This is a genomic window from Erythrobacter longus (assembly GCF_000715015.1).
GTDB lineage: Bacteria > Pseudomonadota > Alphaproteobacteria > Sphingomonadales > Sphingomonadaceae > Erythrobacter > Erythrobacter longus.
The window spans coordinates 280,280-304,994 of sequence record NZ_JMIW01000001.1 but is presented as its reverse complement, the minus strand read 5'-3'; the positions used below and the strand labels follow the sequence as shown (position 1 = coordinate 304,994).

General features: G+C 55.1%; 27 protein-coding genes, 1 tRNA gene and 2 pseudogenes. 19 read left to right on the top strand and 11 right to left on the bottom strand.

The window, feature by feature from the left end; all coding sequences use genetic code 11:
* The first annotated feature begins 27 nt into the window (after window positions 1–27).
* The 6 genes from rodA to EH31_RS01480 all read left to right on the top strand — a co-directional run bounded on the left by rodA (window position 28) and on the right by EH31_RS01480 (window position 6,079).
* Window positions 28–1,101, top strand: coding sequence for a rod shape-determining protein RodA (rodA, locus tag EH31_RS01505; RefSeq protein ID WP_051698977.1), 1,074 nt, complete (start codon window positions 28–30; stop codon window positions 1,099–1,101).
* Window positions 1,102–1,208: 107 nt separating this feature from the next.
* Window positions 1,209–1,284: transfer RNA gene (locus EH31_RS01500), tRNA-Lys, on the top strand.
* 240 nt (window positions 1,285–1,524) lie between these two features.
* Window positions 1,525–2,568 (top strand): TIGR00341 family protein, encoded by a 1,044-nt coding sequence (locus tag EH31_RS01495; protein WP_051698848.1) that lies wholly within the window; start codon window positions 1,525–1,527, stop codon window positions 2,566–2,568.
* A gap of 89 nt (window positions 2,569–2,657) precedes the next feature.
* Window positions 2,658–4,097, top strand: a complete 1,440-nt coding sequence (cls, locus tag EH31_RS01490) for a cardiolipin synthase (RefSeq protein ID WP_152553424.1) — start codon at window positions 2,658–2,660, stop codon at window positions 4,095–4,097.
* Window positions 4,097–4,801 carry an endonuclease/exonuclease/phosphatase family protein gene (locus EH31_RS01485; RefSeq protein ID WP_034957650.1) on the top strand — a complete coding sequence of 235 codons (705 nt, stop codon included), beginning with the start codon at window positions 4,097–4,099 and terminating at the stop codon, window positions 4,799–4,801. Before cls ends, EH31_RS01485 begins: the two co-directional genes overlap by 1 nt.
* Before the next feature lie 21 nt (window positions 4,802–4,822).
* On the top strand, window positions 4,823–6,079 hold the full coding sequence (locus EH31_RS01480) for an APC family permease (RefSeq protein WP_081853165.1): 1,257 nt from the start codon (window positions 4,823–4,825) through the stop codon (window positions 6,077–6,079).
* Between the two features lie 74 nt (window positions 6,080–6,153).
* Here EH31_RS01480 and EH31_RS01475 read toward each other — a convergent pair whose 3' ends face one another.
* Window positions 6,154–6,984: a universal stress protein gene (locus EH31_RS01475; protein ID WP_034957649.1), complete on the bottom strand. Its 831-nt coding sequence runs from the start codon at window positions 6,982–6,984 to the stop codon at window positions 6,154–6,156.
* Between the two features lie 178 nt (window positions 6,985–7,162).
* Between EH31_RS01475 and EH31_RS01470 the strand changes: the two genes are divergently transcribed.
* The 3 genes from EH31_RS01470 (at window position 7,163) to EH31_RS01460 (ending at window position 9,921) form a co-directional block, all read left to right on the top strand.
* Window positions 7,163–7,480 (top strand): TraR/DksA family transcriptional regulator, encoded by a 318-nt coding sequence (locus tag EH31_RS01470; protein ID WP_034958739.1) that lies wholly within the window; start codon window positions 7,163–7,165, stop codon window positions 7,478–7,480.
* A gap of 106 nt (window positions 7,481–7,586) precedes the next feature.
* A complete protein-coding gene (locus EH31_RS01465) occupies window positions 7,587–8,810 on the top strand; it encodes a DUF8173 domain-containing protein (protein ID WP_034957648.1) in 1,224 nt (407 codons plus the stop codon).
* Window positions 8,811–8,898: 88 nt separating this feature from the next.
* Window positions 8,899–9,921 carry a sodium:calcium antiporter gene (locus EH31_RS01460; RefSeq protein WP_034957647.1) on the top strand — a complete coding sequence of 341 codons (1,023 nt, stop codon included), beginning with the start codon at window positions 8,899–8,901 and terminating at the stop codon, window positions 9,919–9,921.
* A gap of 10 nt (window positions 9,922–9,931) precedes the next feature.
* Here the strand turns inward: EH31_RS01460 and EH31_RS01455 are convergent, their stop codons facing one another.
* From EH31_RS01455 to EH31_RS01425, 7 genes and pseudogenes are all read right to left on the bottom strand, one after another.
* Window positions 9,932–10,522 (bottom strand): CC0125/CC1285 family lipoprotein, encoded by a 591-nt coding sequence (locus EH31_RS01455; RefSeq protein ID WP_034957646.1) that lies wholly within the window; start codon window positions 10,520–10,522, stop codon window positions 9,932–9,934.
* 97 nt (window positions 10,523–10,619) lie between these two features.
* Entirely contained in the window at window positions 10,620–10,838 is a 219-nt protein-coding gene (locus tag EH31_RS17700) for a hypothetical protein (protein ID WP_034957645.1), read from the bottom strand.
* A gap of 17 nt (window positions 10,839–10,855) precedes the next feature.
* Window positions 10,856–11,065, bottom strand: a pseudogene (locus EH31_RS17130) (ArsR/SmtB family transcription factor); the annotation flags it as partial.
* 135 nt (window positions 11,066–11,200) lie between these two features.
* Complete coding sequence (locus EH31_RS16635) at window positions 11,201–12,424, bottom strand: L,D-transpeptidase family protein (protein WP_051698846.1); 1,224 nt, start codon at window positions 12,422–12,424, stop codon at window positions 11,201–11,203.
* Window positions 12,421–13,236: an alcohol dehydrogenase catalytic domain-containing protein gene (locus EH31_RS01435; protein ID WP_338390472.1), complete on the bottom strand. Its 816-nt coding sequence runs from the start codon at window positions 13,234–13,236 to the stop codon at window positions 12,421–12,423. Before EH31_RS01435 ends, EH31_RS16635 begins: the two co-directional genes overlap by 4 nt.
* Window positions 13,236–13,499, bottom strand: coding sequence for an alcohol dehydrogenase catalytic domain-containing protein (locus EH31_RS18090; protein WP_034957641.1), 264 nt, complete (start codon window positions 13,497–13,499; stop codon window positions 13,236–13,238). Before EH31_RS18090 ends, EH31_RS01435 begins: the two co-directional genes overlap by 1 nt.
* Before the next feature lie 2 nt (window positions 13,500–13,501).
* Window positions 13,502–14,077 (bottom strand): NAD(P)H-dependent oxidoreductase, encoded by a 576-nt coding sequence (locus EH31_RS01425; RefSeq protein WP_034957640.1) that lies wholly within the window; start codon window positions 14,075–14,077, stop codon window positions 13,502–13,504.
* 107 nt (window positions 14,078–14,184) lie between these two features.
* On the opposite strand from EH31_RS01425, the gene EH31_RS01420 reads away from it, so the two are divergent.
* The 3 genes from EH31_RS01420 (at window position 14,185) to EH31_RS01410 (ending at window position 16,416) form a co-directional block, all read left to right on the top strand.
* Window positions 14,185–15,342: a PAS domain-containing sensor histidine kinase gene (locus EH31_RS01420; protein ID WP_034957639.1), complete on the top strand. Its 1,158-nt coding sequence runs from the start codon at window positions 14,185–14,187 to the stop codon at window positions 15,340–15,342.
* Window positions 15,332–15,988 (top strand): response regulator transcription factor, encoded by a 657-nt coding sequence (locus tag EH31_RS01415; protein ID WP_051698845.1) that lies wholly within the window; start codon window positions 15,332–15,334, stop codon window positions 15,986–15,988. Before EH31_RS01420 ends, EH31_RS01415 begins: the two co-directional genes overlap by 11 nt.
* A 167-nt stretch (window positions 15,989–16,155) precedes the next feature.
* Window positions 16,156–16,416 (top strand): hypothetical protein, encoded by a 261-nt coding sequence (locus EH31_RS01410; RefSeq protein ID WP_034957638.1) that lies wholly within the window; start codon window positions 16,156–16,158, stop codon window positions 16,414–16,416.
* 54 nt (window positions 16,417–16,470) lie between these two features.
* On the opposite strand, the gene EH31_RS17695 is transcribed toward EH31_RS01410, so the two are convergent.
* Together EH31_RS17695 and EH31_RS01405 are read right to left on the bottom strand one after the other, a co-directional pair.
* Complete coding sequence (locus EH31_RS17695) at window positions 16,471–16,638, bottom strand: hypothetical protein (protein WP_169738758.1); 168 nt, start codon at window positions 16,636–16,638, stop codon at window positions 16,471–16,473.
* A 33-nt stretch (window positions 16,639–16,671) separates the two neighbouring features.
* Window positions 16,672–17,115: a baeRF12 domain-containing protein gene (locus tag EH31_RS01405; protein WP_051698844.1), complete on the bottom strand. Its 444-nt coding sequence runs from the start codon at window positions 17,113–17,115 to the stop codon at window positions 16,672–16,674.
* Between the two features lie 207 nt (window positions 17,116–17,322).
* Between EH31_RS01405 and EH31_RS01400 the strand changes: the two genes are divergently transcribed.
* From EH31_RS01400 to EH31_RS17775, 6 genes and pseudogenes are all read left to right on the top strand, one after another.
* On the top strand, window positions 17,323–18,120 hold the full coding sequence (locus EH31_RS01400; protein ID WP_034957637.1) for a SpoIIAA family protein: 798 nt from the start codon (window positions 17,323–17,325) through the stop codon (window positions 18,118–18,120).
* A 286-nt stretch (window positions 18,121–18,406) separates the two neighbouring features.
* Window positions 18,407–18,901 (top strand): annotated as a pseudogene (locus EH31_RS18085) (transglycosylase SLT domain-containing protein); the annotation flags it as partial.
* Window positions 18,902–19,528: 627 nt separating this feature from the next.
* Complete coding sequence (gene ribB / locus EH31_RS17900) at window positions 19,529–20,779, top strand: 3,4-dihydroxy-2-butanone-4-phosphate synthase (RefSeq protein ID WP_034958731.1); 1,251 nt, start codon at window positions 19,529–19,531, stop codon at window positions 20,777–20,779.
* A 153-nt stretch (window positions 20,780–20,932) separates the two neighbouring features.
* Window positions 20,933–21,355, top strand: a complete 423-nt coding sequence (ribH, locus tag EH31_RS01385) for a 6,7-dimethyl-8-ribityllumazine synthase (protein WP_034957636.1) — start codon at window positions 20,933–20,935, stop codon at window positions 21,353–21,355.
* A 202-nt stretch (window positions 21,356–21,557) separates the two neighbouring features.
* Entirely contained in the window at window positions 21,558–21,770 is a 213-nt protein-coding gene (locus tag EH31_RS01380) for a hypothetical protein (protein ID WP_034957634.1), read from the top strand.
* 224 nt (window positions 21,771–21,994) lie between these two features.
* The gene (locus EH31_RS17775; RefSeq protein ID WP_081853162.1) at window positions 21,995–22,597 is read left to right on the top strand and encodes a helix-turn-helix domain-containing protein; all 603 of its coding nucleotides are present in this window, start codon (window positions 21,995–21,997) and stop codon (window positions 22,595–22,597) included.
* Between the two features lie 29 nt (window positions 22,598–22,626).
* Here the strand turns inward: EH31_RS17775 and eno are convergent, their stop codons facing one another.
* Window positions 22,627–23,916: a phosphopyruvate hydratase gene (gene eno / locus EH31_RS01370; protein WP_034957633.1), complete on the bottom strand. Its 1,290-nt coding sequence runs from the start codon at window positions 23,914–23,916 to the stop codon at window positions 22,627–22,629.
* Between the two features lie 196 nt (window positions 23,917–24,112).
* On the opposite strand from eno, the gene EH31_RS01365 reads away from it, so the two are divergent.
* A complete protein-coding gene (locus EH31_RS01365) occupies window positions 24,113–24,709 on the top strand; it encodes a hypothetical protein (protein ID WP_034957632.1) in 597 nt (198 codons plus the stop codon).
* Window positions 24,710–24,715 lie beyond the last annotated feature (6 nt).

Here is a 24,715-nt window from a genome sequence, read left to right as displayed (position 1 = left end):
GAGCCAATTGCGCGCCAGCCGTGGGGCATGTTAGTCCCACTGTTCCTGCTCGTCTTGTTTGGTGCAGCCGTTCTCTATTCAGCAGCAGGCGGTCGCATGGACCCCTTTGCCTCCTCCCATCTCATCCGTTTTTGCGTCTTCCTGGTAATGGCCGCGATCATTGCCTCGCTTCCGCGCGGCTTTGTGCGGTTTATGACCTACCCTGCATATGTCGTTGTTTTGGTTTTGCTCCTTGGGGTCGAGATAATTGGCAACGTGCGCGGGGGGAGCCAGCGGTGGCTTGATCTGGGCTTTATGGTGCTCCAACCTTCCGAGATCATGAAACCCGTCATCGTGGTGACTTTGGCGCAGTTTTACGCAAGCCTGCCCCTTGGCATGATCACCGGATGGCGCGCTTTGATTATACCGGGGACGTTGATAGCCTTGCCGGTGTCGTTCGTTCTGCTTCAGCCCGACCTTGGCACCTCGGTAGCGATTGCCTTTGGCGGAGCCGTGGTCATGCTGCTTGCCGGCCTTCCGCTCAAATGGTTTGTTAGCGGAGGACTTGCTGCGATGGCCGTAGCGCCAATTGTCTTTTTCTTCGGGTTGCAGGATTATCAGCAGCGCCGCGTCCTCACGATGTTCAATCCCGAAGCCGATGCACTGGGTGCAGGGTATCATATCAATCAATCAAAGATTGCAATCGGATCAGGCGGGATCTTCGGAAAAGGCTTTAACAACGGGTCGCAGAGCCACTTGCAGTATCTGCCCGAACCACAGACCGATTTTGTCTTTTCAACCATGGCAGAAGAATGGGGCCTTGTCGGAGGCCTGTTCGTCCTTGCGGTCTTCACCATTATCCTGAGCTGGGGCCTGCGGGTGGCGCGCGAATCCCGCGATCGGTTTGCAAGTCTTTTGGCCGCTGGGATGGTGGCGACCATCTTCTTTTACGTGGCTGTCAATTTGATGATGGTGATGGGAATGGCGCCTGTTGTCGGCATCCCCTTGCCCTTTATGAGCCACGGCGGTTCGTCGATGTTGACCAATATGATCTGTATTGGCGCTTTAATGATGGTGAACCGTTGGAACCGCGAGGCGCCCCGCTATGGGCTGTCGGGATAGAATAATCGCAAGAGGAGCCTTTAAATCGCAAAAAGGCGCGCTATATGCACGCCACTTGGCGATGTGATGCGCGTTCAGCGCACCAATCCAACCTTCGCATTTCGTGTGGACGCATAGCTCAGTTGGTAGAGCAGCTGACTCTTAATCAGCGGGTCCCAGGTTCGAACCCTGGTGCGTCCACCACCACGCCCTTCTTCTTTGGTGCCAGACTTGTTAGCGCGGTTGTGCGTGGGTTCGCAAAGCGAGGCTCAGCACCCACCCGCCTTATCCCGCCATTGTACATCTTGATGGTCTGATCTGGGCAGATGGTTGTGATCGGTGCTGGCTCTTGAGACTGGATAAGGATATTTCCATAGAGACAGCCTTCGCGCCCTCGCTACTAGCAAGTGATGGGGCCACTGGCAGGCTTGCGAAAGAGGTTGGATGTCCGCAAGGATTGTAAAGATTTATCTACCCGAGGCGCGTATTGGCGAGCTGGAGGGGATTGTACAAAAACATTCGCGGCGCTTTTGGCGAGAGACCGTCCCGGGCGGGCAGGAAAAGCTTAGCTGCGTTGTCCAGCAACGTTATACCGAGCGCCTGCTGAAAGACCTTTACGAAGTTTTTGCCGACGATCCCGATTTCACCGCATATGTTGAGGCACTTGAGGCGATTATCCCGCCGATCGAGGAAACGCCCGCGACCGAGTTGCCGCTCGGCACTGACCTGCCTCCGCCGACAATGCTGGAGCGTTTTTTCAGCCGTGACAGGCTTAGCACTGACGAGCTTTACGATGACATCGAAGAAAGCCTCCATGTCAGGCCGTCATACCTCATCACAGTCACGCTTTCCGCGATAATTGCGGGTCTTGGTATGCGAAGCGGCCAGACCGCCGTGGTGATCGGTGCGATGATTATCGCGCCACTGCTGGGCCCTACAATGGGAGTTGCGCTGGCTGCGACGGTGGGTGATGGCAAGCTCGCAAAGAAAGCCTCCGTTACACTCGCCATCGGATGCCTGTTCGCTGTGGTATCTGGGCTGATACTTGGGATATTCGTCGAGATTGATCCCCTTACCCCGGAACTTAGGAACCGCACTCTTGTTCAGCCTGCCGATGTCGCGCTGGCTCTTGCGTGCGGTGCGGCAGGCGTTCTTGCTTTTAGTCGTGGGGCGTCATTGTCGCTGGTTGGTGTGATGATAGCGGTTGCATTGGTTCCCCCACTGACAGCGATTGGCATTTACCTTGGCGCCGGATTCCCTGGTGCCAGTGCGAGCGCGGCATTCCTCTTCGCGGTCAATCTGGTTTGTGTAAATGTGGCTGGGATCGCGACTTTCCTGTTTCAGGGCCTGCCTCCCAAGAGTTGGCGCATCACAGGCGGGATCTTGTTCGTATGGGCGATCCTGCTGATTATGCTTCTATCCATGATGGCAGGAAGGATATTTTTGGGTTTTGGCTCATGGGAAGCGGTATTTGATCTCATAAGCTAGAGTAGCTGGGTTGCGCGTTGCGTTACTATGCCGCCCTCGACTATCTCTCCAATAGGAGGAGCGCTCTGAAGTTTATTGATCCAACGACCGTGACAGACCTGCTATTGACCTCCAGCTCTTGGCTGTGGGCGAACAAGTTTGCTGTGGGCGGATGGATCATCGCCATTGTCGCTTTCGTGGCCGTCCCCTTTCGCCGCGCCCCTTCCGAAGCACGCAGCTGGTTGCTGGTCTTTTTCGCCCTGCCATGGCTCGCGGTGGTTGGATATGGGTTGATCGGACGTCCCTATTTCTCAGCAAAAAGAAAGAAACATCTCGAAGCCTTGCCCTCGCTCAATGATCGTATTCTGCCGCTGGTGAATGGGTCATGCAAGCCGCCAGAATTGTCATCCGATAATCGCTCAGTCGAGCGCATGGCGTATGGAATTGGCGGGTTTGCGGCGACTAAGGGCAATCGTATTGAGATGATTGGTGACTACGACGCCGCATATCATGCCATCGTCAAAGATATCGATGCGGCTAAGGTTCATGTTCACCTGGAGTTCTACATCTTCAGGGATGATCGCATGGGCCAAATGATCATCGCAGCGCTCGAACGGGCCGTTTTGCGCGGCGTCCAATGCAGAGTTTTGGTCGACGCGCTTGGCTCTTACTGGTCGCTGGTCCGGCTGAAACGGCGATTGAGGCACGTTGGCGTGGTAGTCCATGACATTCTGCCACTTCGCAGAAGGCTACGCAGCTCAAGGGTCGATTTGCGCAATCACCGCAAGATTGTCGTGGTCGATGGGATGATCGGATACACCGGCTCGCAAAATGTGTGGGACGTGCTTGAACAATCAGGCCGGGCAAACAAAGATCTTTTGCTGCGCGTTGAAGGCCCCGTTGTCGCTCAGCTTCAGGCGGTTTTTGCTGCCGACTGGTATCTTGAAACACTTGAGGAATTATCGCACGAGCAGTTCTATCCTTCGCCCGCCACCAGCGGCGACTGCACAGCGCAAATTGTTCCCACAGGCCCTGAAAATCCGGACGTGGGCGTTGACCTGATCTTTGCCCGTGCAATGCATAACGCTGAAGCTGAAGTGGTCATCACAACGCCATACTTCATCCCGAACGATGCCGTGATCTCTGCAATCAAAGCTGCGGTCATCGGGGGCGTCCGGGTCAAACTGATTACGCCAAGAAAAAGCGACCATCGCCTCGTTGGGCTGGCGCAGCGCAGCTATTATTCGCAGCTCTTAAGCCTTGGGGCAGAAATCCATTTGCATGGCCCAGACTTCCTGCACGCAAAACATTTTCGCGTAGACAACGAAGTCTCAATCGTGGGGACCAGCAATATGGATGTCAGATCGTTCGAGCTGAATGCAGAGATCGATTTGGTGACATATGACGCTGAATTTGCAGAAAGGCTGCAACAATTCGAAACGGCGCTTTTGGGCGAGTGTGAGCGGCTCAGCCTTGATGAATGGTCACAGCGCCCCCTTCACCTTAAAATCTTGGAGAATACAGCACGTCTGATGGCTGATCTGATCTGATGGCACGAACCGAAATCAAAATTGCGAGCTACAATATCCAAAAAGCAATCGGGACCGATTTCACACGTCGGCCGCTGCGTATCCTCAATGTCCTTGAAGAGATTGATGCCGATATTGTCGTGCTGCAAGAAGCGGATCGCCGGTTCGGTAGGCGGCAAAGCGCCCTGCCCGCTTTCCAGATTGAAGCGCATACCAATTACGTGCCCGTACCCCTTGATGTTCAGCGCGATTCAATGGGATGGCACGGCAATGCCATTCTTGTGCGCAAGACCATAACGGTTGAGCATCACGACATTATCCATATTCCCTATTTGGAACCAAGGGGAGTTGTGACTGCGACACTAAACATCAGCGGGCAGCGCGTTTCGATCTTTGGGATGCATCTCGATCTGTCTGGCCTTTGGCGCAACCGTCAGGCGAATGTGATCGCGGACCTTGCCAAAGAACAGCAAAGGCAACACCCCACGATCCTAACCGGCGACCTCAACGAATGGCGCAGCAATGCCGGGTGTCTGAAAGTCTTTGCCAAGAATTTCACAGTGCTGGATTGCGGACGCAGCTTTCACAGCAACCGCCCTGTCGCAAGCCTTGATCGAATAATGCACTGTGACCGCATCGAGGCGCTCGAATGGGGCGTGCATCGCAGTTCGCTGGCAACGCGTGCATCGGACCACCTGCCTGTGTGGGCAAGGATGCGGTTCTAGCGGGTCATAAAGGAGGCGGCGATGACGAAGGCAGGGACACAATCAAAACCTACTTCGCATGACGGTGCAGATGGCCCCGTCCGGCTTAAACGTGCCCTTTCTTGGCCGCTGCTTACTTTGTACGGTTTGGGCGTCACACTTGGAGCAGGGATTTATGTCCTGGTCGGTGCAACAGCAGCACAAGCTGGCCTTTACGCCCCTTTTTCGTTCCTGATTGCTGCGTTTGTGGTTGCAATCACTGCTCTTTCCTACATCGAGCTTGCCACCAGATATCCCGTCAGTTCGGGCGCTGCGGCCTATATCGAGGCCGGATTTGATCGGCGATGGCTCACAATCGGCGCCGGCTTGCTTATCGCGATTTCCGGTATGGTATCAGCATCAACAGTCGCAATTGGTGCCGGTGGTTATCTCAGCGGTCTCACCGGACTTCCCGTGCCGCTACTTGCTCTTTTGACAGTCATTAGCATGGGGCTGCTTGCGGCTTGGGGTATAAGCGAATCTGTCACGGCAGCAGCAGTCATTACCGTGATCGAAATCGCCGGATTGCTTCTGGTAATTGGCTGGACAATGGCTGGGCCCTCCCAATCGATAATCGAGACAGCGCAGCTCCTTCCTTCGTTCAAAGCCGCCCATTGGTTCGGCATTGTCGCAGCCTCCACCCTCGCCTTTTTTGCATTCATCGGTTTTGAGGACATGGCAAGCGTTGCAGAGGAAGTGAAAGACCCGCTCAAGGCCTATCCGCGCGCGGTCATTTTGACCCTGCTCATATCGACATTGCTTTACACGCTAACCACGGCTGCTGTTGTGATGACGATCCCGCTCGAGACTTTGGCCGTCAGCTCTTCTCCGCTTTTACTGGTTTTTGCAAACGCCCCTGCGTTTTTGCGCGAAGGGTTCGGGCTAATCGCCATTGTCGCCACAGTGAACGGTATCCTGATACAGATCATAATGGCATCCAGAATGCTCTACGGATTGGCCGACAAAGGATATCTGCCAAAGCCGCTTGCTGTGATCTCAAAGCGCACGCACACACCCATATTGGCGACAGCAGTGGTGGCAGGGATCATCATCGCCTTGTCTCAACTGTTCCCCATCGAGATTTTGGCGCAGCGGACCTCTCAAATCGTCTTGTTTACTTTTACGTTGGTCAACGTGGCCCTGATCCGCGTGAAGCGCTCTGAGAAAGTACCGCCCACGGGCTGCTTTTCAGTGCCGCGTTTCGTTCCAGTATTAGGCGCAATTTCAAGCGTCATGTTGCTAGCGACAGGTTTGCTTTGAGCCCTAGGAATGCTCTGGCACGCGGCCCCGTTCTGCCCTCGCTCACAGCTCGGCTATGCCCTTGCTATCAAGGTTTAATGGGCAAGGACGAGCGGTAACTTCAGATCCCTGAGCATATCGCGCGTCACCCCGCCAAGTATCTGTTCGCGGAAGCGTGAATGGCCATAGGCACCCATTACGATGTAGCCACCTTCGCGTGCCTTTGCAGCGGCCACCAGCGTATCTGCAATTGAGCGGCCTTTGGTTTTCGGAAGCTCAGTAATCTCGCTTTTTACGCCGTGCTCAGCAAGATATTCCGCTGCCTTGAGAGAGGGTAAGTCGAAGTGCGGCGCGTGCTTTTTAGCCCTCTTCTTCTCGTTCACGCTCAATACGTGCACTTCCTTCGCCCGGCTCAAAAGCGGCATAGCAGCCCTCAGTGCATGCGCGCTTTCTGCCGAGCTATTCCATGCAACGATTGCTGGAACTTCAAGGTCGAATGATCGCACATCCGAAGGCACGACTATGATCGGCGCGCGGACCCGCTCAATCAACTCTCCAACAAAGCGCGAGGGCGATTTGGGCAATTTGAGTGGATCATGTGAGCCCACTATCACAACGTCATGGATCGGAGCGCACGAGCCGATCAGCGCAGCGGCTGAACCTCTTGATCGTTTCCATTCCCATTGAACATCCTCATGGGACAGCCGCTCTTCGATAGCCTTCTTCGCGTCCTCGGCAATCTTGTCATATTCGACAATCATCTCAGCCGACATCATCCCGTAAAAGTCGCTCGGCATTCCCAGATCATAGGGAACAGCCTGCGCACAAGTGATGCGCCCTTTGCACTGCCGGGCAAGGTCCAAGGCCACCTGAAGGCGGGCTTCGAAACAATCATCGTCATAAACATGGAGAAGAATGGATTTCATGGCTCTCACTCACCCTGATAGTGTTGGAAACTGCCACTAAGAATAGTCTGCGCTCGGATCAGCGAATTACGTAAATTGCCGTAGAGCCATCATTCGTGTGGCTGCGCTACTCTTGGCACAAGCAAGTCTCTCAAAATCGTCGGAACTTGCGATCAATCGTGTTGATGAGGAAGCAAACATGACCGACAATTCCGAATTTGCCGCAAAATTAAAGAGCCGCTTGCAAGACCTCTTGGAACGCGCGGAAGTGATCGAGGATGATCTGCGCCATCCGCTTGATGCGGACTGGAGTGAACAGGCAGTCGATCTTGCCGATGATGAAGCGCTCGAAGGAATTGACGAGGCTTTGCGCTCTGAAATTCGCCAGATTGGCTATGCTTTGAAACGGATCGACAACGGGACCTACGGCACTTGCGCAAAGTGCGGCAAAGACATCGGCGCACAGCGTTTGAAGGCCCGGCCGATCGCATCGCGCTGCATCAATTGCGCATCCTGACCCCTTAAGGGCTGATTGCCTCAGGACATTTACGGATATTCGCGCGCGCCAATATCCTTGAAGTTCGCCATGTTCGGGCAATGCGCCCGCAAAGGAGGCACTCACAATGGCTTTACTGAAAACGGTTTCGCTAAAGAGCATTGCCGCTGGCTGCTTGGTGGCACTGGGCGCAGCTGCATTGCCCACAAGTTCAGTTGGACAAGATCAGACTGCGCCTGCTGAAACAGGAATTGCTGAAACACAAGCTGCCGAGACTGCGGCTCAGGACATGGTTTTCCTCGCCGCTGACGAGCTCGTCATTCGTCAGCAAACAAGCGACGATCTTTTCGCAGCAGCAGGTGAGATGACGGTCGATGGCGCGGGTGCCGACCACCTGATCATTGCTGGCGGTGACTTAACCATCGCGAATGCGAGTGTTCGCGACATCATTGCTGCGGCTGGCGAAATCGATCTCAAGCAAGCAATAGTCGAGGATGACATTGTCCTTGCAGGCGGTGAGATTGTTGCCGCGGATACAGTTCAAATCGGCGGTTCCGCCGTCATCGCAGGCGGGACAGTGCGCTTTGATGCGCCTGTTGGGCGAGACTTGCGAATTGGTGCAAGCGAGATCTACGTGAACTCCATCGTTCCCGGTAACGCGCGCCTGTCGGGCGACTCAATTACACTTGGCCCTAACGCTCGCATCGCGGGTGATCTGCTGTATCGCGGCTCCAGCATTGAAATTGATCCTGCGGCTGTCATCGAGGGGAGCCGGACGCAGCTGACAGCGTCTGAGCCTTTTACCGCAGAGGAATACGGCAAAGGCATTGGGCAATTTCTCCTCTCGTTCGGCCTGTCCATGCTCATCAGCTATTTCGTCATCGTTGCAGCGTTAGTCTTTGCAGTACCGCGTGTAATGAGAGCGACCTCAAATATGCTCGCCGCAAAGCCGCTGCCAGCTCTGGCTATCGGCGTCCTGTTTGCCGTGATCGTGCCGGTGCTTGGACTTTTGTTTTTCTGGACCGGATTTGGCATTCCACTGGCGGTATTCTTATTCATCGCCTCCCTCGCTCTCACTCCGATTGCAGTGGCCGTGACCGCGCATTTCCTCGGCATGAGCGCACGCCGAATTATTGCGAAGAAAACCGATGATCCTGAAACTACTGCGGAACGCTTCCTGTGGCCGCTTGGGGGCGTGGTGGTTCTCTTGCTTCTAGCCATGATCCCATTGGTGGGCCTGTTGGTAATGCTTCTTGCCATGCTATTCGGATTGGGAGCATTCGGGCGGCAGGTCACCGGTATGTTGTCCAGCTCGGATCACACATCGACCGGCTCGCCTGCAATGGCATGATTGCCAATCTCGGGCTTGGCGGTGCCTCTTCCCAAACCGCCACCTGCCCTTATTGGACAATATCCGGCTGCGGTGAAAGCGGGCGTCCATGACAGTCTTGTGGCAGACGGCATTTGTTTTTGCCCTGGCAGCGATTGCGGTGTGGTGGGCCGGGACAAGACTGCCTGCCTATGTGGTCGCGTTGAGCGAGAGGACAGGGCTTGGCCAAGGTATCGCAGGGATGCTGGTCCTTGGCGGGATAACCTCGTTACCCGAGCTCGCCACAGGTACGACTGCTGCAGCAATCGGAGTGCCACTGTTATCACTTAACGACATCCTCGGCAGCGCTAGTCTTAATCTCCTGTTGCTGGCTCTTGCCGACATGGTGATCGGAGCCCGGCCACTTACCTCGGTGGTGGCTCGCCCTGTAACGCTGATCCAGGGGGTATTGAGCATGACGCTGTTTGCTCTGGTGGCGGCCGCGATTGGTATTGGTGGCGGCGATTGGGGTGGGCCTGCGAGCGCATGGTCGCTGGCAATTTTTGCAGGCGTAGTGATCGCCCTATTCATCTCTCACCGCGCCGAACAGCGTCCGATGTGGCAGGTCATCAATCCGCCCGATCTTGTAGCAGCACAAGAAACACGCAAATCCCCCATATCAACCGGCAAGCTTGCTTTTGTGCTTTTGGGGCTGGCCACTGTCATCCTGATCGGCGGCGTGACGTTGGCCAATTCGGGGGAAACCATCGCGCGCGAAACCGGGCTGAGCACTGGCATCGTCGGCTTGCTCATAATCGCAATTGCAACATCCCTGCCCGAAGCAAGCGCGATCATCAGCGCAATGCGGCATCATCGATACGAATTGGCAATCGGCGAGATTTTCGGCTCGAACATGTTCAATCTTGCAATCATCCTCGCGATTGATCTCGTCACACCGAGCCCAGGAGTGCTGTCGCGCGCGGGAGGGTTTGAGATCACCGGAACGATGCTGGCGCTTGGGCTGACCGGTATATTCGTCATCGGGTTGATAGAACGTCGGGACCGGACCATTCTGCGCATGGGGGAGGATTCCCTGACTGCAATCATCGTGTATTTCGGCGGTGTCGGACTGCTGATTTCTCTCACGAATTAATGCGCCAGTTCTAGTCTGATGGATACTTGATCTGAGGCCTGAGCCGCGCGCTCACTTCTCTTGCATCAAAGCTGCGAACGATGCCATTGGGCCTATCGCCTTTGCCTAGGATAATGTCAGCGCTTGCCTCGTAACGATCGATGGTGCGCACATTATAGCGGTCGGCCCAGAACGGGTCGCCATAATATGGATACCATGCATACCAACCGTGGCCGGAGCGATAATAACGCCAATAAGGCCGCCAGTAGGTGTGATAGGGCGCATACCACGGATCATAGAACGGATCGCGCCGAACCTGTCGTTCAATCTGATGCTCTACCTCGCGGTCCTGAATGATAAAATAGTCGTAGCCTTTGAGCAGGGTCAGTTCAGCTGCGCGGAATAACAAATAGCTTTCCACCTGCTCCCGCGAAGTCAGGCGGTTGCCCGTAAAGGTGACGCGGTAATGGGTCTCGTCAATGCGAAGATCGGAATACCCACCCGATACGCGGCTGCCTGCACTCAATGGCTGATACGGAGTGCTGCTCCCCGCGCATCCCATAGTGGCAAGGATGCCAGCGATCGCCGCAGTTAGGGGAATGTATTTGGTTCTCGACGCCATCGCAAAGCTTCCTCTACCTTGGAAAGGGAGGCTTGAAGAATGCGATGCTCGAAGCCGGGAGGATATAAGTAAACCTCCGAGGGTTTGCCCCGAGAAACTATATCAAACCCCGTGCGAGCCTATGGTCTTCCCCTTCGGGAGATATCTCGGTCAATTTCTTAAGATGTGCCATCGCCTTGTCGTGTGACAGGAAGACCTTGCCATAAAGCTCGTCCGGAAAGCTGATGCGATCCAGGCTGTCCATAACGGGCCCTTTGACTTCGGATAGATGCAGGCTGATTTCAGCATCGGCAAGCCGGTGATTAATCGCCTCCAAGCTCTCCGGGCGCGATGCTAACCAAAAGATAGAGCATAAGACCGAGCATCTGCAATGTGATAAAACAAGGTCTGCGCCTCCCGGCGAAAGGCCACAATGCCTTGTTCTCGCAGCTTTGCAAGATGTTGGGAAAGCGCAGACTGACTGATCCCCACCCTCTCGACCAATTGGCCAACGCTGAGTTCCTGCGACTCAACGAGATGGCACAGGCCAAGGAGCCGAGGCTGGTTCGAGAGGACTCACAAGAATTCAGCCGCCTCACCTGACCTTTCCCGCATTTCAACCAATCGGGGATTGATGGTCTTTGTCATTAGCTTCAATATATAATCTAGTAATACCTAATGCATTAGAAGTCGGGTCATCTAGTTTGCACGGCAAGAAGGGTCTACGGCATTCGCAGACGCATCGCCGGGCTCGCCAAAGCCAGATTGTGCAAACTGAACTCCGGCTGCTGTGGTCTGTGAAACCGAAAGCCGTGCTGGATCCCTGCGATAGACATCTTCCAAAAACTGAACCCCCTGCCGCCCAAGCGAGGGTTCAACAGTGAAATAGGTTACGTAAAGCGGAACACTTTCAGCCAGTGAAATGGTCTGCGTCTTGCCTGTTCCAACCACGGCATCGACCCGTTCTTGGTCCCAACCATCCCTAAAAAACAACGTCGCGACAAATGACAGCGCGTTATCCACTCTGACGCAGCCATGGCTTAAAAACCGGCGCTCTTCGTCGAACAATTCGCGTTTCGATGTTTCGTGCAAAAACACGCTGTAGGGATTGGGCATCAACAGTTTCATCCGTCCCAGCGCGTTGTTATCGCCCGGCATCTGACGATACCGGCCGTTCTGATAGACATATCCGCGCGCGCGGGCCGCCGACGGATTTCGCCGGACGAAGCTGCCGATGCCTTCTGCCGCAATGCTCGACGGTATTTCCCACCAAGGGTTTAGGACCGCGCCGCTGACCTGAGCGGAGAATACCGGCGTTTTTGTCGCGGGTTTTCCAACAATAACACGCCAGCGACCTACGGGCCTGCCCTCGTCCCACAAGGTAAGTTGCTGCGAGGCGATGTTTACGAGGAGATGGCGTTTGCCCAGCGTCCGGGGCATCCACCGCCAGCGCGCCAGATTGGTTTCGATGATTGCGTGACGAACGGGGTCGGTTTCATCGGCAAGCGCGCTAACCAGGCTGGCATAATGCGGGTGCACCGGGCGAACGGAGCGAAGATACAGGTCAAGCTGATCAGCTTTGAGTGCATCTGCGAGGCCCTTGCGCAATTCCGCATCGCTTGCCACGCCTGAGATATGCCACCACGATGGGCGCGCAGGCCCACAACACCTGCCGCTCCATGCCCGCATGAGGGTAATGGCCGACCTATCGGCAACAGGCGCGAGGGCTTCAAGATCACCGGCATCAATCGCAAGGCGCAATTCGCGTGCCTGCGCTGATGGAAGCTTCAAACCTTCATCAGACACGCGTTGGGCCCAGGTAAGCAGGTTCTCGGCTTGCGCGGTAGACCAACGGTTGTCTGCTTGTGCGGGGCTTGCCAAAGCCAACAGAGCCGACAGGAAGAGGAAGGCAAAACGGATCATGGTATGAGCACCGCTGCGCCGCTTATCGATCCTTCGCGTAGTCTTTTCAGCGCCTCGTTCGCATCCTTCAAAGCAAATGTTTCGACCTGTGTTTGAACCGGATGATCTGCAATCGCGGTAAAAAAGCTATCGCCATCTGCGCGGGTCAAATTGGCGACGGAACGCAACTTTCGCTCTCCCCACAATAGCTCGTAAGGAAAGGCGGGAATGTCGCTCATGTGGATACCTGCGCAAACAACTACGCCTCCCTTGCGGATTGCGGCCAAGCTTTGCGGAACGAGCTCGCCTGCGGGTGCGAAGATGATCGCAGCGTCTAGTTCGAACGGAGGCAGCATATCGGACCCGCCCGCCCATACGCAGCCCATTTGACGCGCAAACTTCTGCCCTTCTTCATCACCTGGCCGCGTGAACGCTGCAATCTTGCATCCGATACCGGTGGCCAGCTGGGCAAGGATATGGGCTGATGCCCCAAAGCCATAAAAGCCAATCCGCATCGCATCACCGCACATAGCGAATGCACGATAACCGATCAGACCAGCGCACAACAAAGGCGCAGCATGGATGTCGTTCAATTCGTCCGGGATTGCGAAGCAGTAGTCGGCATTTGCAATGGTATGCGTGGCGTATCCGCCGTCGATCGTAAAACCGGTGAAGACAGGCTTATCGCACAGGTTTTCGGCGCGCCTCGTGCAATAGGAGCACTCCTTACAAGTCCCGCCCAGCCATGGAACCCCAACCCGGTCTCCCAGTTCAAAGCGTGTTACCTTCTCGCCCTTCCCCACGACGCGGCCGACGACCTCATGGCCCGGCACTATCGGCAAGCAATCTTCACCTTCTCGCCCTTCCCCACGACGCGGCCGACGACCTCATGGCCCGGCACTATCGGCAAGCAATCTTCAATATCTCCATCAATAATATGCAAGTCAGTGCGACAAACACCGCACGCCGCAACCTCGATCAATATCTCACCATCGACCGGCACAGGCAAAGGCTTTTCTACAAAAGCAAGAGGCTTTCCCACCTGAGAAAACTGCATCGCTTCCATGGTCTGCGCGGTTACATCTCGGGAAAGCATAGTCACCGCCCTCGCCGTCCCATGGTTTCAGCACGCTTCAGCCATTTTTTGCGATAACCAGCCCAGCTATCAACCCGCCCAATAATGGTTGTTCGAACTGGCTTTATCCCGACAAAGTGCAAGATGTGACGTTTCAGGCTCTTCACACTGTGCGAGAAGAAGAAATAGCGATAGATCGGCGCAGGCGTTCCCATGGTGACGATGACTCTGGCCGTTTTGCCTGTAAGCAGTTTTCGCCAGTTTGCGCGCGCCGTAATCTCAATCGCAAAACCGGGGCGAAATACCTGTTCCAGAAACGCTTTCAGTAGCGCGGGAACATCGCCCATCCACAAGGGGTAAAGGATGACCAGATGGTCAGCCCAGGCAATGTCTTTCTGGGCTTCTGCAATATCCTCTTCCGGTTCAAGCTCATGCCACACCCGTGGTTCGCGAAGAATTGCAAAATCCAATTCGGCGATATTGATACGCCTCACTTCGTGGAGCTCTTCTGCGCCTTTCTGATAAGCATCTGCAAGCGCGTGGATGTAGTGATCTGGCTCCCCGCTGGGGTGTCCATCAATGATCGCGATGCGTTTCATGAGGCTGGAATGCCCCAAAGCCAGACTGGCCTAATATAGGTAAATATCCTAGGAACAGGACCGTGGGCAGGTTTTTGAACACGTCCATCCAAAGGAATGCTGTGACCATGGCCGGACAAGAAAAAGCAGACCCTAAGTCGTTTTTGTCACTGCGCAGTGCAGAAGAGTTGCACGCGCTAATCGACACAGCGCCTGATGCCATCGTCATTTCTGACCAGCATGGGACGATTTTGACCTTCAGCAAGGGCGCACACGACATCTTCGGCTATCACGAGGCTGACGTTCTTGGAGAGAACGTAGGCATTTTGATGCCCTCACCTGACCGAGAGCGGCATGATCGCTACATGCACAACTATGCCTTAACCGGTGAAGCAAAGATCATAGGCTCTGGCCGGGTCACGACGGCCCGGCACCGCGATGGAAGCACCTTTCCAATAAAGCTGGAAATTGGTGATCTGGGATCAGAAGGTAACAAGGCATATATTGCCTACATTCGCGATTTGACTGAGAGCGTAGAAGCCAAACGAGAGCTTCACACGCTGCAAAATGAATTGGCGCATGTGTCGAGGATCTCATCAATGGGCTCGCTCGCAACATCGTTGGCTCATGAGCTCAATCAGCCGCTCACCGTGGTCTCCAATTATGCCAATGCTGCGCGCGATCTGCTTGCAGACCCAACGGCGCACAACATTGAACTTGTTCGCGAAGCGCTCGACGAATGTGCATCAGCCGCATTAAAGGCAGGGCAGATTGTCCATCGCCTGCGCGACTTTATCAAGCGGGGCGAAACAGAGCGTCAGGTGGCCAGCCTTGGACGGATTATTCAAGAGGCATCCGCCCTTGCCCTGATGAATGGCGATGGCAAAGGCGTCGATTTTGAAACTCAAATCGATACCGATGCAGATCAGGTCATCGTGGACCCCGTCCAAATGCAACAGGTGGTTCTTAACCTCATCCGCAATGCGCTCGAAGCAATGCTAGATTCTGAACACAAGCACTTGCGAGTAGAAACCCAGCGCAAGGGTGGTGCTTTCGCGCAAGTATCCGTGATTGATAGCGGCCCGGGGCTCGACAAGAATGTAGCAGAGCGCTTGTTCCACCCATTCAACAGCACCAAGTCTGATGGAATGGGTCTTGGCCTTTCGATCTGCCACTCAATCGTTCAGTCGCATGACGGCAAAATCTGGGTCGAGCCATCCGACTTTGGCGGCACGGCCTTCCACTTTACAGTCCCACTGGCAGAGGTATCGGGCGATGACGGTTAAGTATCCCATCTATCTCGTTGACGACGATGAGAGCGTTCGCCGCTCTGTTGGATTTATGCTCAAGACTTCGGGCCTCACCGTCAGGTCTTTCGAAAGTGGAACCGCATTTCTGAAAGAAGCCGGATCGCTCGATCCGGGCTGCGCGCTGCTTGATATCCAAATGTCTGAGATCGATGGTTTGGAAGTTCAAGCTGAACTGCGCGACCGCGGCATTGCCTTTCCTGTCGTCGTGATGACGGGCCATGGCGATGTCGAAATCGCCGTCAAAGCAATGAAGGGCGGAGCGATTGATTTTATCGAAAAACCGTTCGCAAAAGAAACACTGCTTGATGCCATTGCGGAAGCGTTCGACCAGCTTGAGCGATCTGGCCAAAAGAGTAAACGCCGCAAGGAAGCGGAATTGCTTGTAAACGCTCTCACACCGCGAGAGCACGACGTTTTAGTAGGGCTTACCAAGGGCTATCCAAACAAGACCATCGGCTATGATCTCGACATCAGCCCGCGCACGGTTGAAATACACCGCGCTAACGCGATGAAGAAGCTGGACGTGTACAATCTGTCTGACCTTTTGCGGATAGCATTTGCCGCAGGTATTGGAGAGGATAGAGACACTAAGACCCCGGCCAAAAGGCCCGATCCTCAATAAGAGCCGCTATCATGGCTTTGTTTTTAGCAAGGTGACACCAAGGTCTGCACCTTAGCACTCTTTGTTCCGCATGGCTCGTGGGCCCACGCGACTAAGGAGGTTTCCGGATAAAGCGCCCTCTGATTGCCAGCGATACTGGGCGCATTCGTGAAACTTGGGAAACCAACATGGCAAGCAATCAAAGAAGCAAATTTGCTCCCTTCTGGGCGCTCATCCTCATACTCTTGACCATTGTGGGCGGTCTGGTGCTCTTTCGAGATGTCATTTTCGGCACCCAGCAATCGGCACAGCAGCCTGCACCTCCATCTTCAGAATGGACGACGGCCCCCGAAGAGGGTGTGCAGGTGAACTTGCCCGAGATACCTGTCCGGGAGCTTCCTATCGAGGAAACCCCTTCTCAAGACACACCGCAGCCTGATCAAGAGTGAGCCATCTGCGAACAACCGATAATTGCGCTCGCACTAGGGTCAGGACCCTAGAGATCATTCTGGTGTGGGAAACTCATCAGGCGATCCATCAGGTTCATAAATGTCCGGCGCAAGGGGTTCGGTTTCCGGTGGACTAAATGGCCCCGGCTCGGGCTCGCGCTGTGGACGTTCTGGCGGCGCGGCAGGTTCAATGCGATCCGGCTTTGGAGGCTGTGTGGCCATGTTCAACTCCGACATTTCGTGGGGTAAAGTATGTCAGCCATCGACTGCATCAATGATTGAAACGATCTTGTCTGGTGCGTGGTTCACCACGTCTTTGCCTATTTCCGCCAAGATCGAAGGTCTCAGCCGCTCGGGGCAGCATTTGCGAAACTCGCCCAAGACTGTGGGGGAAGCCAGTAGAATGACGCCGCGATCATGCTCCTGCTGTGTTTTATCCAAGAGTTGTGAAGCCTCGCGCACGAAGTCTGTTTCGGCCAGATCGTGCAGATCGGTTTCACCCATCGCGCTTCGGCGCGGCGATCCACTCGAAAAAGAGCGTCCAGGCCGGTCGGTGCCCTGCTCGCTCGACCGCGGATTGGCCGCTTGATGCGAACTAATGGGCTCGAGCAAGGGTTTTTGCGTATCCCCGGCGTTCTTGAAGAGATGCGCTTTGCTTCCATCCATCGCCATCACCAGCGTGCCTGTCGCGATTTTCATGCCCGTGTTCCTTTGCGTTAAGTTTGCTGAACCGGAATAGCTCGCGGCCTTCAACAGCTCACTAAGGAAACCCCCTAGGGTCGCGCGGCAAAAAGTGAGCACTGTTAAGGCGTGCGGCGCAAGTCGGGCCTACGGATATTTGCGTAACGTCCGAGGCTATAAGCGGAGATAGTATGCCGATGACAAAGCGAGACGCAGGAGGTCCAGATGATCGAGTTTCTCTCAACAACACCCGGCGTCGTCGCATGCCGCTTGAACCGGAGAATTGAGCCTGAGGACACCGACCAACTCACGCACGAGCTCCAGCTGGCGTTCGAAAATGACGGACCGGTCAACCTCTACTACGAACTGGACAAAGACATTGAGATGTCCGTGCGGGCAATCGTTCATGGGCTGCGCAATGCCCTCGATATCTTTGTTCGGCGCGATCAGTTGGGGCGTGTCGCAATTGTTAGCGATGATACCTTGATGCGCGCTCTTTCCAAAGCTGAAAGCGCACTCTTACCCGGTATCAGCTATGAACTATTCCATCAGGACCAATGTTACCTTGCCAGAGAATGGATCGAAGGCAGCTCTGCGCTGCCAAGAGGACAAACCGTCGAGATCCTTGAGACGGACTGCGACACCATCGTAGGCTTTGTGGTCGATGGCAAAATCGCTGCCGAAGAGCTTCACGCTATCGCTGCTGAGCTTAACAAGCGGCACAAGTCAGCCCCGCCCGAAGGGATGATCCTGATCTTACGCAACTATGCCGGATTTGAACCTTCGGGTGCCTTCCACATGGATTATATCCGCATGAAGCTGGCGATGTTCAGCGACTTAAAGAAATACGCGGTGGTGGGTGCTCCTAAATGGATGGAGAAATGGATCACCACGCTGCAACCATTGATCAAGATGGAAATTCGAACCTTTGAACTGGGTCAAGAGGATTATGCGTGGGCCTGGTTGGGTGCCGAGCCAAGGGAGAAACACCCTATCATCGAACCCCTTATTGCGAGCTCGTAATGGGCTCAATGTCGAAAGCTAAAGGCACGCTTTGACAGATGGATTAAACGGCATTTGCGTTTATAAACAGATCTTTACACACCATTCTTCAGGTCGTCTCGAACACCACTGTGTGAGGGCTCCAAGGCGTTTGGAGGTGCCCGATCAGCAAGCGCTTGGCATCCATACTCTTACGTCCGCCACCCCTGCCTGATCCCATATCGTTTTAAAGATTCAAGGCTGTTTGTTCAAAATTCACCAATTTCCAACAGCCGCTTCTTAACTCGAGGCCGCCTACCGCTCTTCCATGGTGAGGGCAGCTGCAATTTTCAGGGTTATGGTGCTGGCGTGCCTTATGTGCGCTTCGCTGCCTGCAAACGCCGGGTCCATCGCCCCCCTTTCCCCAGAGCGATCAAGCTATGAAGCGTTTGGCCAGCAGCCCCAAAAGCACTCTAACCTGATGCCTGGCTATGACCTGCGCCAAAATCGGAACAAGGGGCAAAATAGGGCGCTTTCGCCATCGAAAAGACACGTCATGCGCGCAATCTGGAAAGCTTCGCAGCAGACGGGCGTGGACTATCAGTATCTGCTTGCAAAGGCGCAGATTGAATCGGGCCTCAACGCTGACGCCAAGGCGTCATCCTCTAGCGCCGCTGGTCTCTTTCAATTCATCGAGGGAACGTGGCTGCGCAGTCTGGAACGGTATCAAGCTCAGATCGGCACTGCTGCGGATCTAGGGCAGAGCGCTTCGCGGCGAGAGAGGCTCGATTGGCGCTTTGATCCCGAGCTCGCCTCCATCGTTGCGGCCGCCTATGCCCTAGAGAACGGAAGACGTCTGGAGGTAGTGCTGGGCAGGCGAGCCAATGGCACGGAGCTTTACTTGGCGCATTTCCTTGGGACAGGCGGCGCATCGCGATTCATGACGGCATGGAAGCGCAATCCCGGCGCTTCTGCAGCGCAACTTTTTCCCAAAGCGGCCCGGGTGAACCGGTCGATTTTTTATGCGCGATCTGGCCGATCTCGTAGTCTTCAAGACGTCTTGCAGCACTTCGAGCAAAAACTAAACAACGCGCTTGAGAAATTCGGCGGCGCAAATATCCAGCACGATACCGCCGTTAATCCGTTGAACAACTCTGCGATGCAGCACCGGAGTTTTGGGAAAGAGCGCCAAACAGGCGATGCGGCAACCCTTACTTATCGCACCACTTCCAGCATAACCTTGGGACTACTAAATCGGGACAAAAATACTTTAAAACAGATGCCTGAGGGAACAAGTGGCCAAACCACTTCAAGTCTAGGCGAAGGCGAGATAACACCGCCATCAGGGCGCCAGTTCGCGGGCCAAAGCACGACAGCCCCGATATGTGCTCAAACCATCGCACCACAGCGCCATACTTGCAATCACATTGAAATGTGCTATTCGAACATCATGAGCACATCAACAATCACACAGGTTCGTGACCTGATCGACCAAGGCGCATACACCAAAGCCGGAATTGCGCGTGCAGCGGGCCTTCATGCCAACACTTTGCGCGATGCAAGCGAGCCTGAATGGAACCCTACAGCAGAAACTCTCGCTAAATTGCAAAAGTTCCTCGACGCGAACGATAGCACGCCTGTGCTTGTGGGCGCTGAAGAGATCATCGACGAGGCGCGCAACGGGCGCATGTACATCCTTGTCGACGATGAGGACCGCGAAAATGAGGGCGATCTCATCATTCCTGCCCAGATGGCAACGCCTGCTGCGGTCAACTTTATGGCGACCCACGGCCGCGGGCTGATCTGCCTGGCTCTTGATAAGGCGCGCGTGGACCAACTCGGCCTCGACCCAATGAGCCGCAACAATAAGGAAAGCATGCAAACCGCTTTCACCGTCTCGATTGAGGCGAAGGATGGGGTGACGACAGGGATTTCCGCCGCTGATCGAGCGCGCACCATTTCAGTCGCTATTGATGCGAGCAAGGGCGCAGATGACATCGTGACGCCAGGCCATGTCTTCCCCCTGATGGCGCGTGAAGGTGGCACTTTGGTGCGCGCTGGGCACACAGAGGCGGCGGTGGACATCTCGCGGCTCGCTGGCCTTAACCCCTCAGGCGTGATCTGCGAGATCATGAATGAAGATGGGACAATGGCACGGCTCGATGACCTTATCGAGTTTGCACGCAAGCACAGCCTCAAAATCGGCACCATCCGCGATTTGATCGCCTACCGGATGCGCAATGACCATCTGGTCGAACGCGTCGATGAAAGCAGCTTTGAAAGCGATTACGGTGGCCAATGGCGCATGATCACTTACCGCAATACGGTCTCTGACAACATGGCCTACGTCCTCCAAAAAGGGCATGTGACGCCCGATGAGCCTACCCTCGCCCGTGTGCACCCTATCTCTGTGTTCGACGATGTTCTTGGCGCCCCTGGGCCGCGCAAACGCACACTGCAGCGCGCCATGGGAGCGATCGGCGAAAAGGGTGCGGGCATCATTGTCATCTTGACCCAGCGCGTTGGACAAGGTGCAAAATGGACGCCCGATGAAGAGCACCGCAATATCGGTATCGGCTCTCAAATCCTCGCCGACCTTGGTGTGCAGGACATGGTACTGCTTTCCAATTCGCGCCCTGATCTGGTCGCGCTCGAAGGCTATGGCATTTCGATTGCCGGACACCAGTCCATCCCTGATTGATCTGCTGGGTTATGATGTGAACAAGAATGGTGGTAGGCGGCTTGCCTCGCGCACCGTCACGCATCATAGGCGGCCCCCTACCCAATCAACGCGTTCAAACCTTTGGCACATCCCTTTTTGAGCGCTTATCCAATTGCAGCAAAGGACAGACCCATGGCGAAAATCTTGATCGTTGAAGCGCGTTTCTACGAGAATTTTAACGACATGCTGATCGCTGGCGCCCGAGCTGTGATTGAGGCGGCGGGCCATGAGGTTGAAGTTCTCACTGTGCCAGGCGCGCTGGAGGTCCCCGGTGCGATTGCTCTTGCAGCGGAAAGCGGAGAATATGACGCCTTTGTGGCGATTGGCGTCGTGATCCGGGGCGAAACCTATCATTTCGAGATCGTCGCAGGTGAGAGCGCCCGGGCGATCATGGCTCTCACCATGGACGGCATTGCCATTGGCAATGGCATCCTGACGGTAGAAAACGACGCGCAGGCCTTGGTCAGAGCTGATCCTGCGCAAAAGGATAAAGGCGGAGAGGCTGCAAAAGCGGCTCTTGCCTTGTTGTCATTGGCCGCACGCTTCGACGCCTGAAGCGGTAACTGATCGAGCCAGTCTGCAGGCCTCGCTTCATCCCAAACACTTCACAGATAATCGCGAATTGATGACCTATCCCGAGGGTTAGGTATTTCTACGGATGCACCATTTTACGAAACGGGCCTAAGGCGACCTTGAGGGAACTTACCTAGAGGTCCTTCGGTGCAATCAACAAAGAAGTTAAGAGAAGGAGGGTGCTATGATCCAACTCACTTCGTATGAAATAGATGATATCGAACACTGCAAGCAGGAGCTTGAAGCGGTCTTGCAAATCCTTGATCACGCGGGCGCTGGGATTGCTGCAATCCATGTGAATGCCGCGATTGAGCAGCTTAAAAGGAACCTCGCAGCATTGGCCCCTCAGTCGGGCAATGGAAGGCCTGCCTTCTTCGTTGAGGAAGACCTGGACTAATACCTCCGATATGAATGGTCTTTAACCGTATTTGCTCGGAATTGGCTGAATCATAAGCCATTTCTACGCAGTCCCACGTAATGTATCGCCTCGTACAACTGCCTAGAGTTTGTGTGGGGCACAGGCGTTCATTCGATCCAGGCAAAACCGGCTTGGCGCCAGGCCTCCCTTGACCTGGTGGCGTCTCATTTGATGCCACCGTCAACGACTTTAAGGAGGGGCCGATGCTCAATGAGACTGTTCACCCACGACCTGAAAATAGCTCCAACGCGGAAACTGATTTGGGCGCATTGGCAGAACACCTTTCCATTATCGCTGATGCTTTGCGCCGGACGACCAACAGCGTTCCTGGCTTGGAGAGAACCTCTCAGACAGCCGCCAGCGCGCTTTTCAGCAAAGAGAACGAGCAGCAAGCGGGCGCGGCCCTTTCTAGAAGAGCGGGCCTTGTTCCATCCCCTTTCTTTTCAGCGGACATCACGGTCCAGCGGAGGAGATATGCCCGCTTAGCACGGGAGGCGTATGCCGTCCGCCGCCGCCGGTCTGAAATCTTCGAAAACGATGAAATTTTCGGCGAACCGGCGTGGGATATTCTCTTGGACCTTTACATCGCTCATGTCGAAAACAAGCCAGTTTCGGTATCGAGTGCGTGTATTGGCTCTGCCGCACCGCCGACCACGGGCCTTCGCTGGCTCGGCGTTTTGGCAGAGCATGACCTCATCTTGCGGCAACACGATCCAGAGGATCAACGCCGCGTCCTTGTCTGTCTGACTGACAAAGGGCTGAGGGCGATGGATGAGTATTTTGCGAGCACTGGGATAGCCGCCTGATCGAAGGCGGCCACCCCTTTGCCCCAATTCTAAGCACCGAGCGAACCAAAGCAGCCGCGTCCTGCATAAACGGCGCTATCGCCAAGCTCTTCTTCAATTCGAATGAGCTGGTTGTATTTGGCCAGCCTGTCTGAGCGTGCGAGCGAACCGGTCTTTATCTGACCGCAATTGGTCGCAACCGCGAGATCGGCAATGGTCGCATCCTCGGTTTCGCCCGAACGGTGGCTCATCACTGATGTGTATCGCGCACGCGTCGCCATATCGACCGCGGCCAGTGTTTCGGTGAGCGTCCCGATCTGGTTGACTTTCACGAGCAGCGAATTGGCGAGGCCATCGGCAATCCCCTGCCCCAGACGCGCTGGGTTGGTCACAAACAGGTCATCACCTACAAGCTGTACCCGGTCACCAATCGCTTTGGTTACAGCCGCCCAGCCCTCAAAATCATCTTCGCTCATGCCGTCTTCGATGGAAAGGATGGGATAATCATCACACAGCTTGGCTAGGTAATCTGCCATGCCTTGGCCATCGAGGCTCAGCCCCTCGCCCGAAATCTCATATTTGCCATCGCGGTAAAATTCAGTCGCGGCGCAATCGAGGGCGAGAACAATATCGTCGCCCGGCTTAAACCCGGCCTGCTCAACCGATGCCATAATGAAATCGAGCGCAGCCCGCGTGCTGGCAAGGTCAGGGGCAAAGCCGCCTTCATCGCCAACGCTGGTTGCAAGGCCTTTGTCGTGGAGGCCCTTTTTCAAAGTATGGAACACTTCCGAACCCCAACGCACCGCTTCTGCGATGCTGTCAGCGCCCACGGGCATGATCATAAATTCTTGGATATCAATTGGGTTATCAGCGTGTTCGCCGCCATTTATGATATTCATCATCGGCACGGGCAAAACATGTGCCGCCACTCCACCAAGATAGGAATACAACGGAAGTCCGCGCGCATTAGCGGCAGCTTTGGCCACGGCGAGGCTGGTGCCCAAAATGGCATTTGCGCCGAGACGGCCCTTGTTCTCGGTGCCATCTAAGGCAATGAGCGAGAGGTCAATATCACGCTGGTCTTCGGCATCGAATGCGTCGATCAACAAGTCACGGATTTCTGTGTTTACGGCTTCGACCGCCTTCAACACGCCTTTGCCCTTATAGCGATCCTTATCACCATCGCGCAGCTCAACCGCCTCGTGTGCGCCGGTCGATGCGCCCGAAGGAACCGCCGCGCGGCCAAAACTGCCGTCGTCGAGCAAAACATCCACTTCAACCGTCGGAGTGCCCCGGCTGTCGAGAATTTCACGTCCATGTATGTCGATTATCGCTGTCATTATTGGAACTCCGGCGTGTTGAGATTATATCAGTGGTATGATGCCCGCGCGGATACCCCGCAAAGGACGTCTGTATCGCTTCTTTGCTGCACGCCTTATGCGGGAGAAAAGATCGGTGCAAGTGACATAGAATTTCATGACACACAGCCGCGTTTGCGTTATGCTGCAACGCGCAAAACTTGAGGGCTAAAACCACATGGCAGAAACAAAGACGAGCAAGACCCCGGCTAAGACACCGGCCAAGCGAACCACGGCGAAAAAAGCTGCACCCAAGAAAACGGGCGCAAGCGCAAAGAAAGCCGAAACAGAGGCTGTCTCAGGCACTGGCGAAGCCAAGAGCCGCTTCAACGCAGCTCTTGCAGAAGCAAAAGCGGGCGCAGCAGCGCTTCGCAGTGAAGCAAACACACGCGCTGGTGAAGTGCGCCAACAGGCCAAGAGCCGTGGAGATGATGTGATGGCTGAAGCCAAAGAATATGGTGAAAAAGCAAGAGTGAAAGCAGGCGAGCTTGCTGTTGACGGCAAGGCTGCGGCAAGCGATGCCATTGCATCGGTTGGCAAGGCGCTGGGCGACACCGCTACGCAGTTGGATGAACGCTTCGGCGAACAATATGGTGACTACGCCCGTTCGGCATCGCGCACTCTTGTTGAAACCTCGGCAAAGCTTGAAGCAAAAAGCCTTGAAGAGCTTGGCGAAGACACACGCCAAGCGATCCGCAAGAGCCCGGCAGCAGCTGTTGGCATTGCTGCGGTTGCCGGTTTCCTTCTCGCCCGCCTTTTCCGCAATCGGAAATAACCAAGC

Bases quoted from the DNA above. Each gene is read 5' to 3' on its own strand.
- rodA (WP_051698977.1), top strand. From the start codon at position 28: ATGTTAGTCCCACTGTTCCTGCTCGTCTTGTTTGGTGCAGCCGTTCTC.
- EH31_RS01495 (WP_051698848.1), top strand. From the start codon at position 1,525: ATGTCCGCAAGGATTGTAAAGATTTATCTACCCGAGGCGCGTATTGGC.
- EH31_RS01485 (WP_034957650.1), top strand. From the start codon at position 4,097: ATGGCACGAACCGAAATCAAAATTGCGAGCTACAATATCCAAAAAGCA.
- EH31_RS01480 (WP_081853165.1), top strand. From the start codon at position 4,823: ATGACGAAGGCAGGGACACAATCAAAACCTACTTCGCATGACGGTGCA.
- EH31_RS01475 (WP_034957649.1), bottom strand. From the start codon at position 6,984: ATGAAATCCATTCTTCTCCATGTTTATGACGATGATTGTTTCGAAGCC.
- EH31_RS01470 (WP_034958739.1), top strand. From the start codon at position 7,163: ATGACCGACAATTCCGAATTTGCCGCAAAATTAAAGAGCCGCTTGCAA.
- EH31_RS01465 (WP_034957648.1), top strand. From the start codon at position 7,587: ATGGCTTTACTGAAAACGGTTTCGCTAAAGAGCATTGCCGCTGGCTGC.
- EH31_RS01460 (WP_034957647.1), top strand. From the start codon at position 8,899: ATGACAGTCTTGTGGCAGACGGCATTTGTTTTTGCCCTGGCAGCGATT.
- EH31_RS01455 (WP_034957646.1), bottom strand. From the start codon at position 10,522: ATGGCGTCGAGAACCAAATACATTCCCCTAACTGCGGCGATCGCTGGC.
- EH31_RS16635 (WP_051698846.1), bottom strand. From the start codon at position 12,424: ATGATCCGTTTTGCCTTCCTCTTCCTGTCGGCTCTGTTGGCTTTGGCA.
- EH31_RS18090 (WP_034957641.1), bottom strand. From the start codon at position 13,499: ATGCTTTCCCGAGATGTAACCGCGCAGACCATGGAAGCGATGCAGTTT.
- EH31_RS01425 (WP_034957640.1), bottom strand. From the start codon at position 14,077: ATGAAACGCATCGCGATCATTGATGGACACCCCAGCGGGGAGCCAGAT.
- EH31_RS01420 (WP_034957639.1), top strand. From the start codon at position 14,185: ATGGCCGGACAAGAAAAAGCAGACCCTAAGTCGTTTTTGTCACTGCGC.
- EH31_RS01415 (WP_051698845.1), top strand. From the start codon at position 15,332: ATGACGGTTAAGTATCCCATCTATCTCGTTGACGACGATGAGAGCGTT.
- EH31_RS01410 (WP_034957638.1), top strand. From the start codon at position 16,156: ATGGCAAGCAATCAAAGAAGCAAATTTGCTCCCTTCTGGGCGCTCATC.
- EH31_RS17695 (WP_169738758.1), bottom strand. From the start codon at position 16,638: ATGGCCACACAGCCTCCAAAGCCGGATCGCATTGAACCTGCCGCGCCG.
- EH31_RS01405 (WP_051698844.1), bottom strand. From the start codon at position 17,115: ATGAAAATCGCGACAGGCACGCTGGTGATGGCGATGGATGGAAGCAAA.
- EH31_RS01400 (WP_034957637.1), top strand. From the start codon at position 17,323: ATGATCGAGTTTCTCTCAACAACACCCGGCGTCGTCGCATGCCGCTTG.
- ribB (WP_034958731.1), top strand. From the start codon at position 19,529: ATGAGCACATCAACAATCACACAGGTTCGTGACCTGATCGACCAAGGC.
- ribH (WP_034957636.1), top strand. From the start codon at position 20,933: ATGGCGAAAATCTTGATCGTTGAAGCGCGTTTCTACGAGAATTTTAAC.
- EH31_RS01380 (WP_034957634.1), top strand. From the start codon at position 21,558: ATGATCCAACTCACTTCGTATGAAATAGATGATATCGAACACTGCAAG.
- EH31_RS17775 (WP_081853162.1), top strand. From the start codon at position 21,995: ATGCTCAATGAGACTGTTCACCCACGACCTGAAAATAGCTCCAACGCG.
- eno (WP_034957633.1), bottom strand. From the start codon at position 23,916: ATGACAGCGATAATCGACATACATGGACGTGAAATTCTCGACAGCCGG.
- EH31_RS01365 (WP_034957632.1), top strand. From the start codon at position 24,113: ATGGCAGAAACAAAGACGAGCAAGACCCCGGCTAAGACACCGGCCAAG.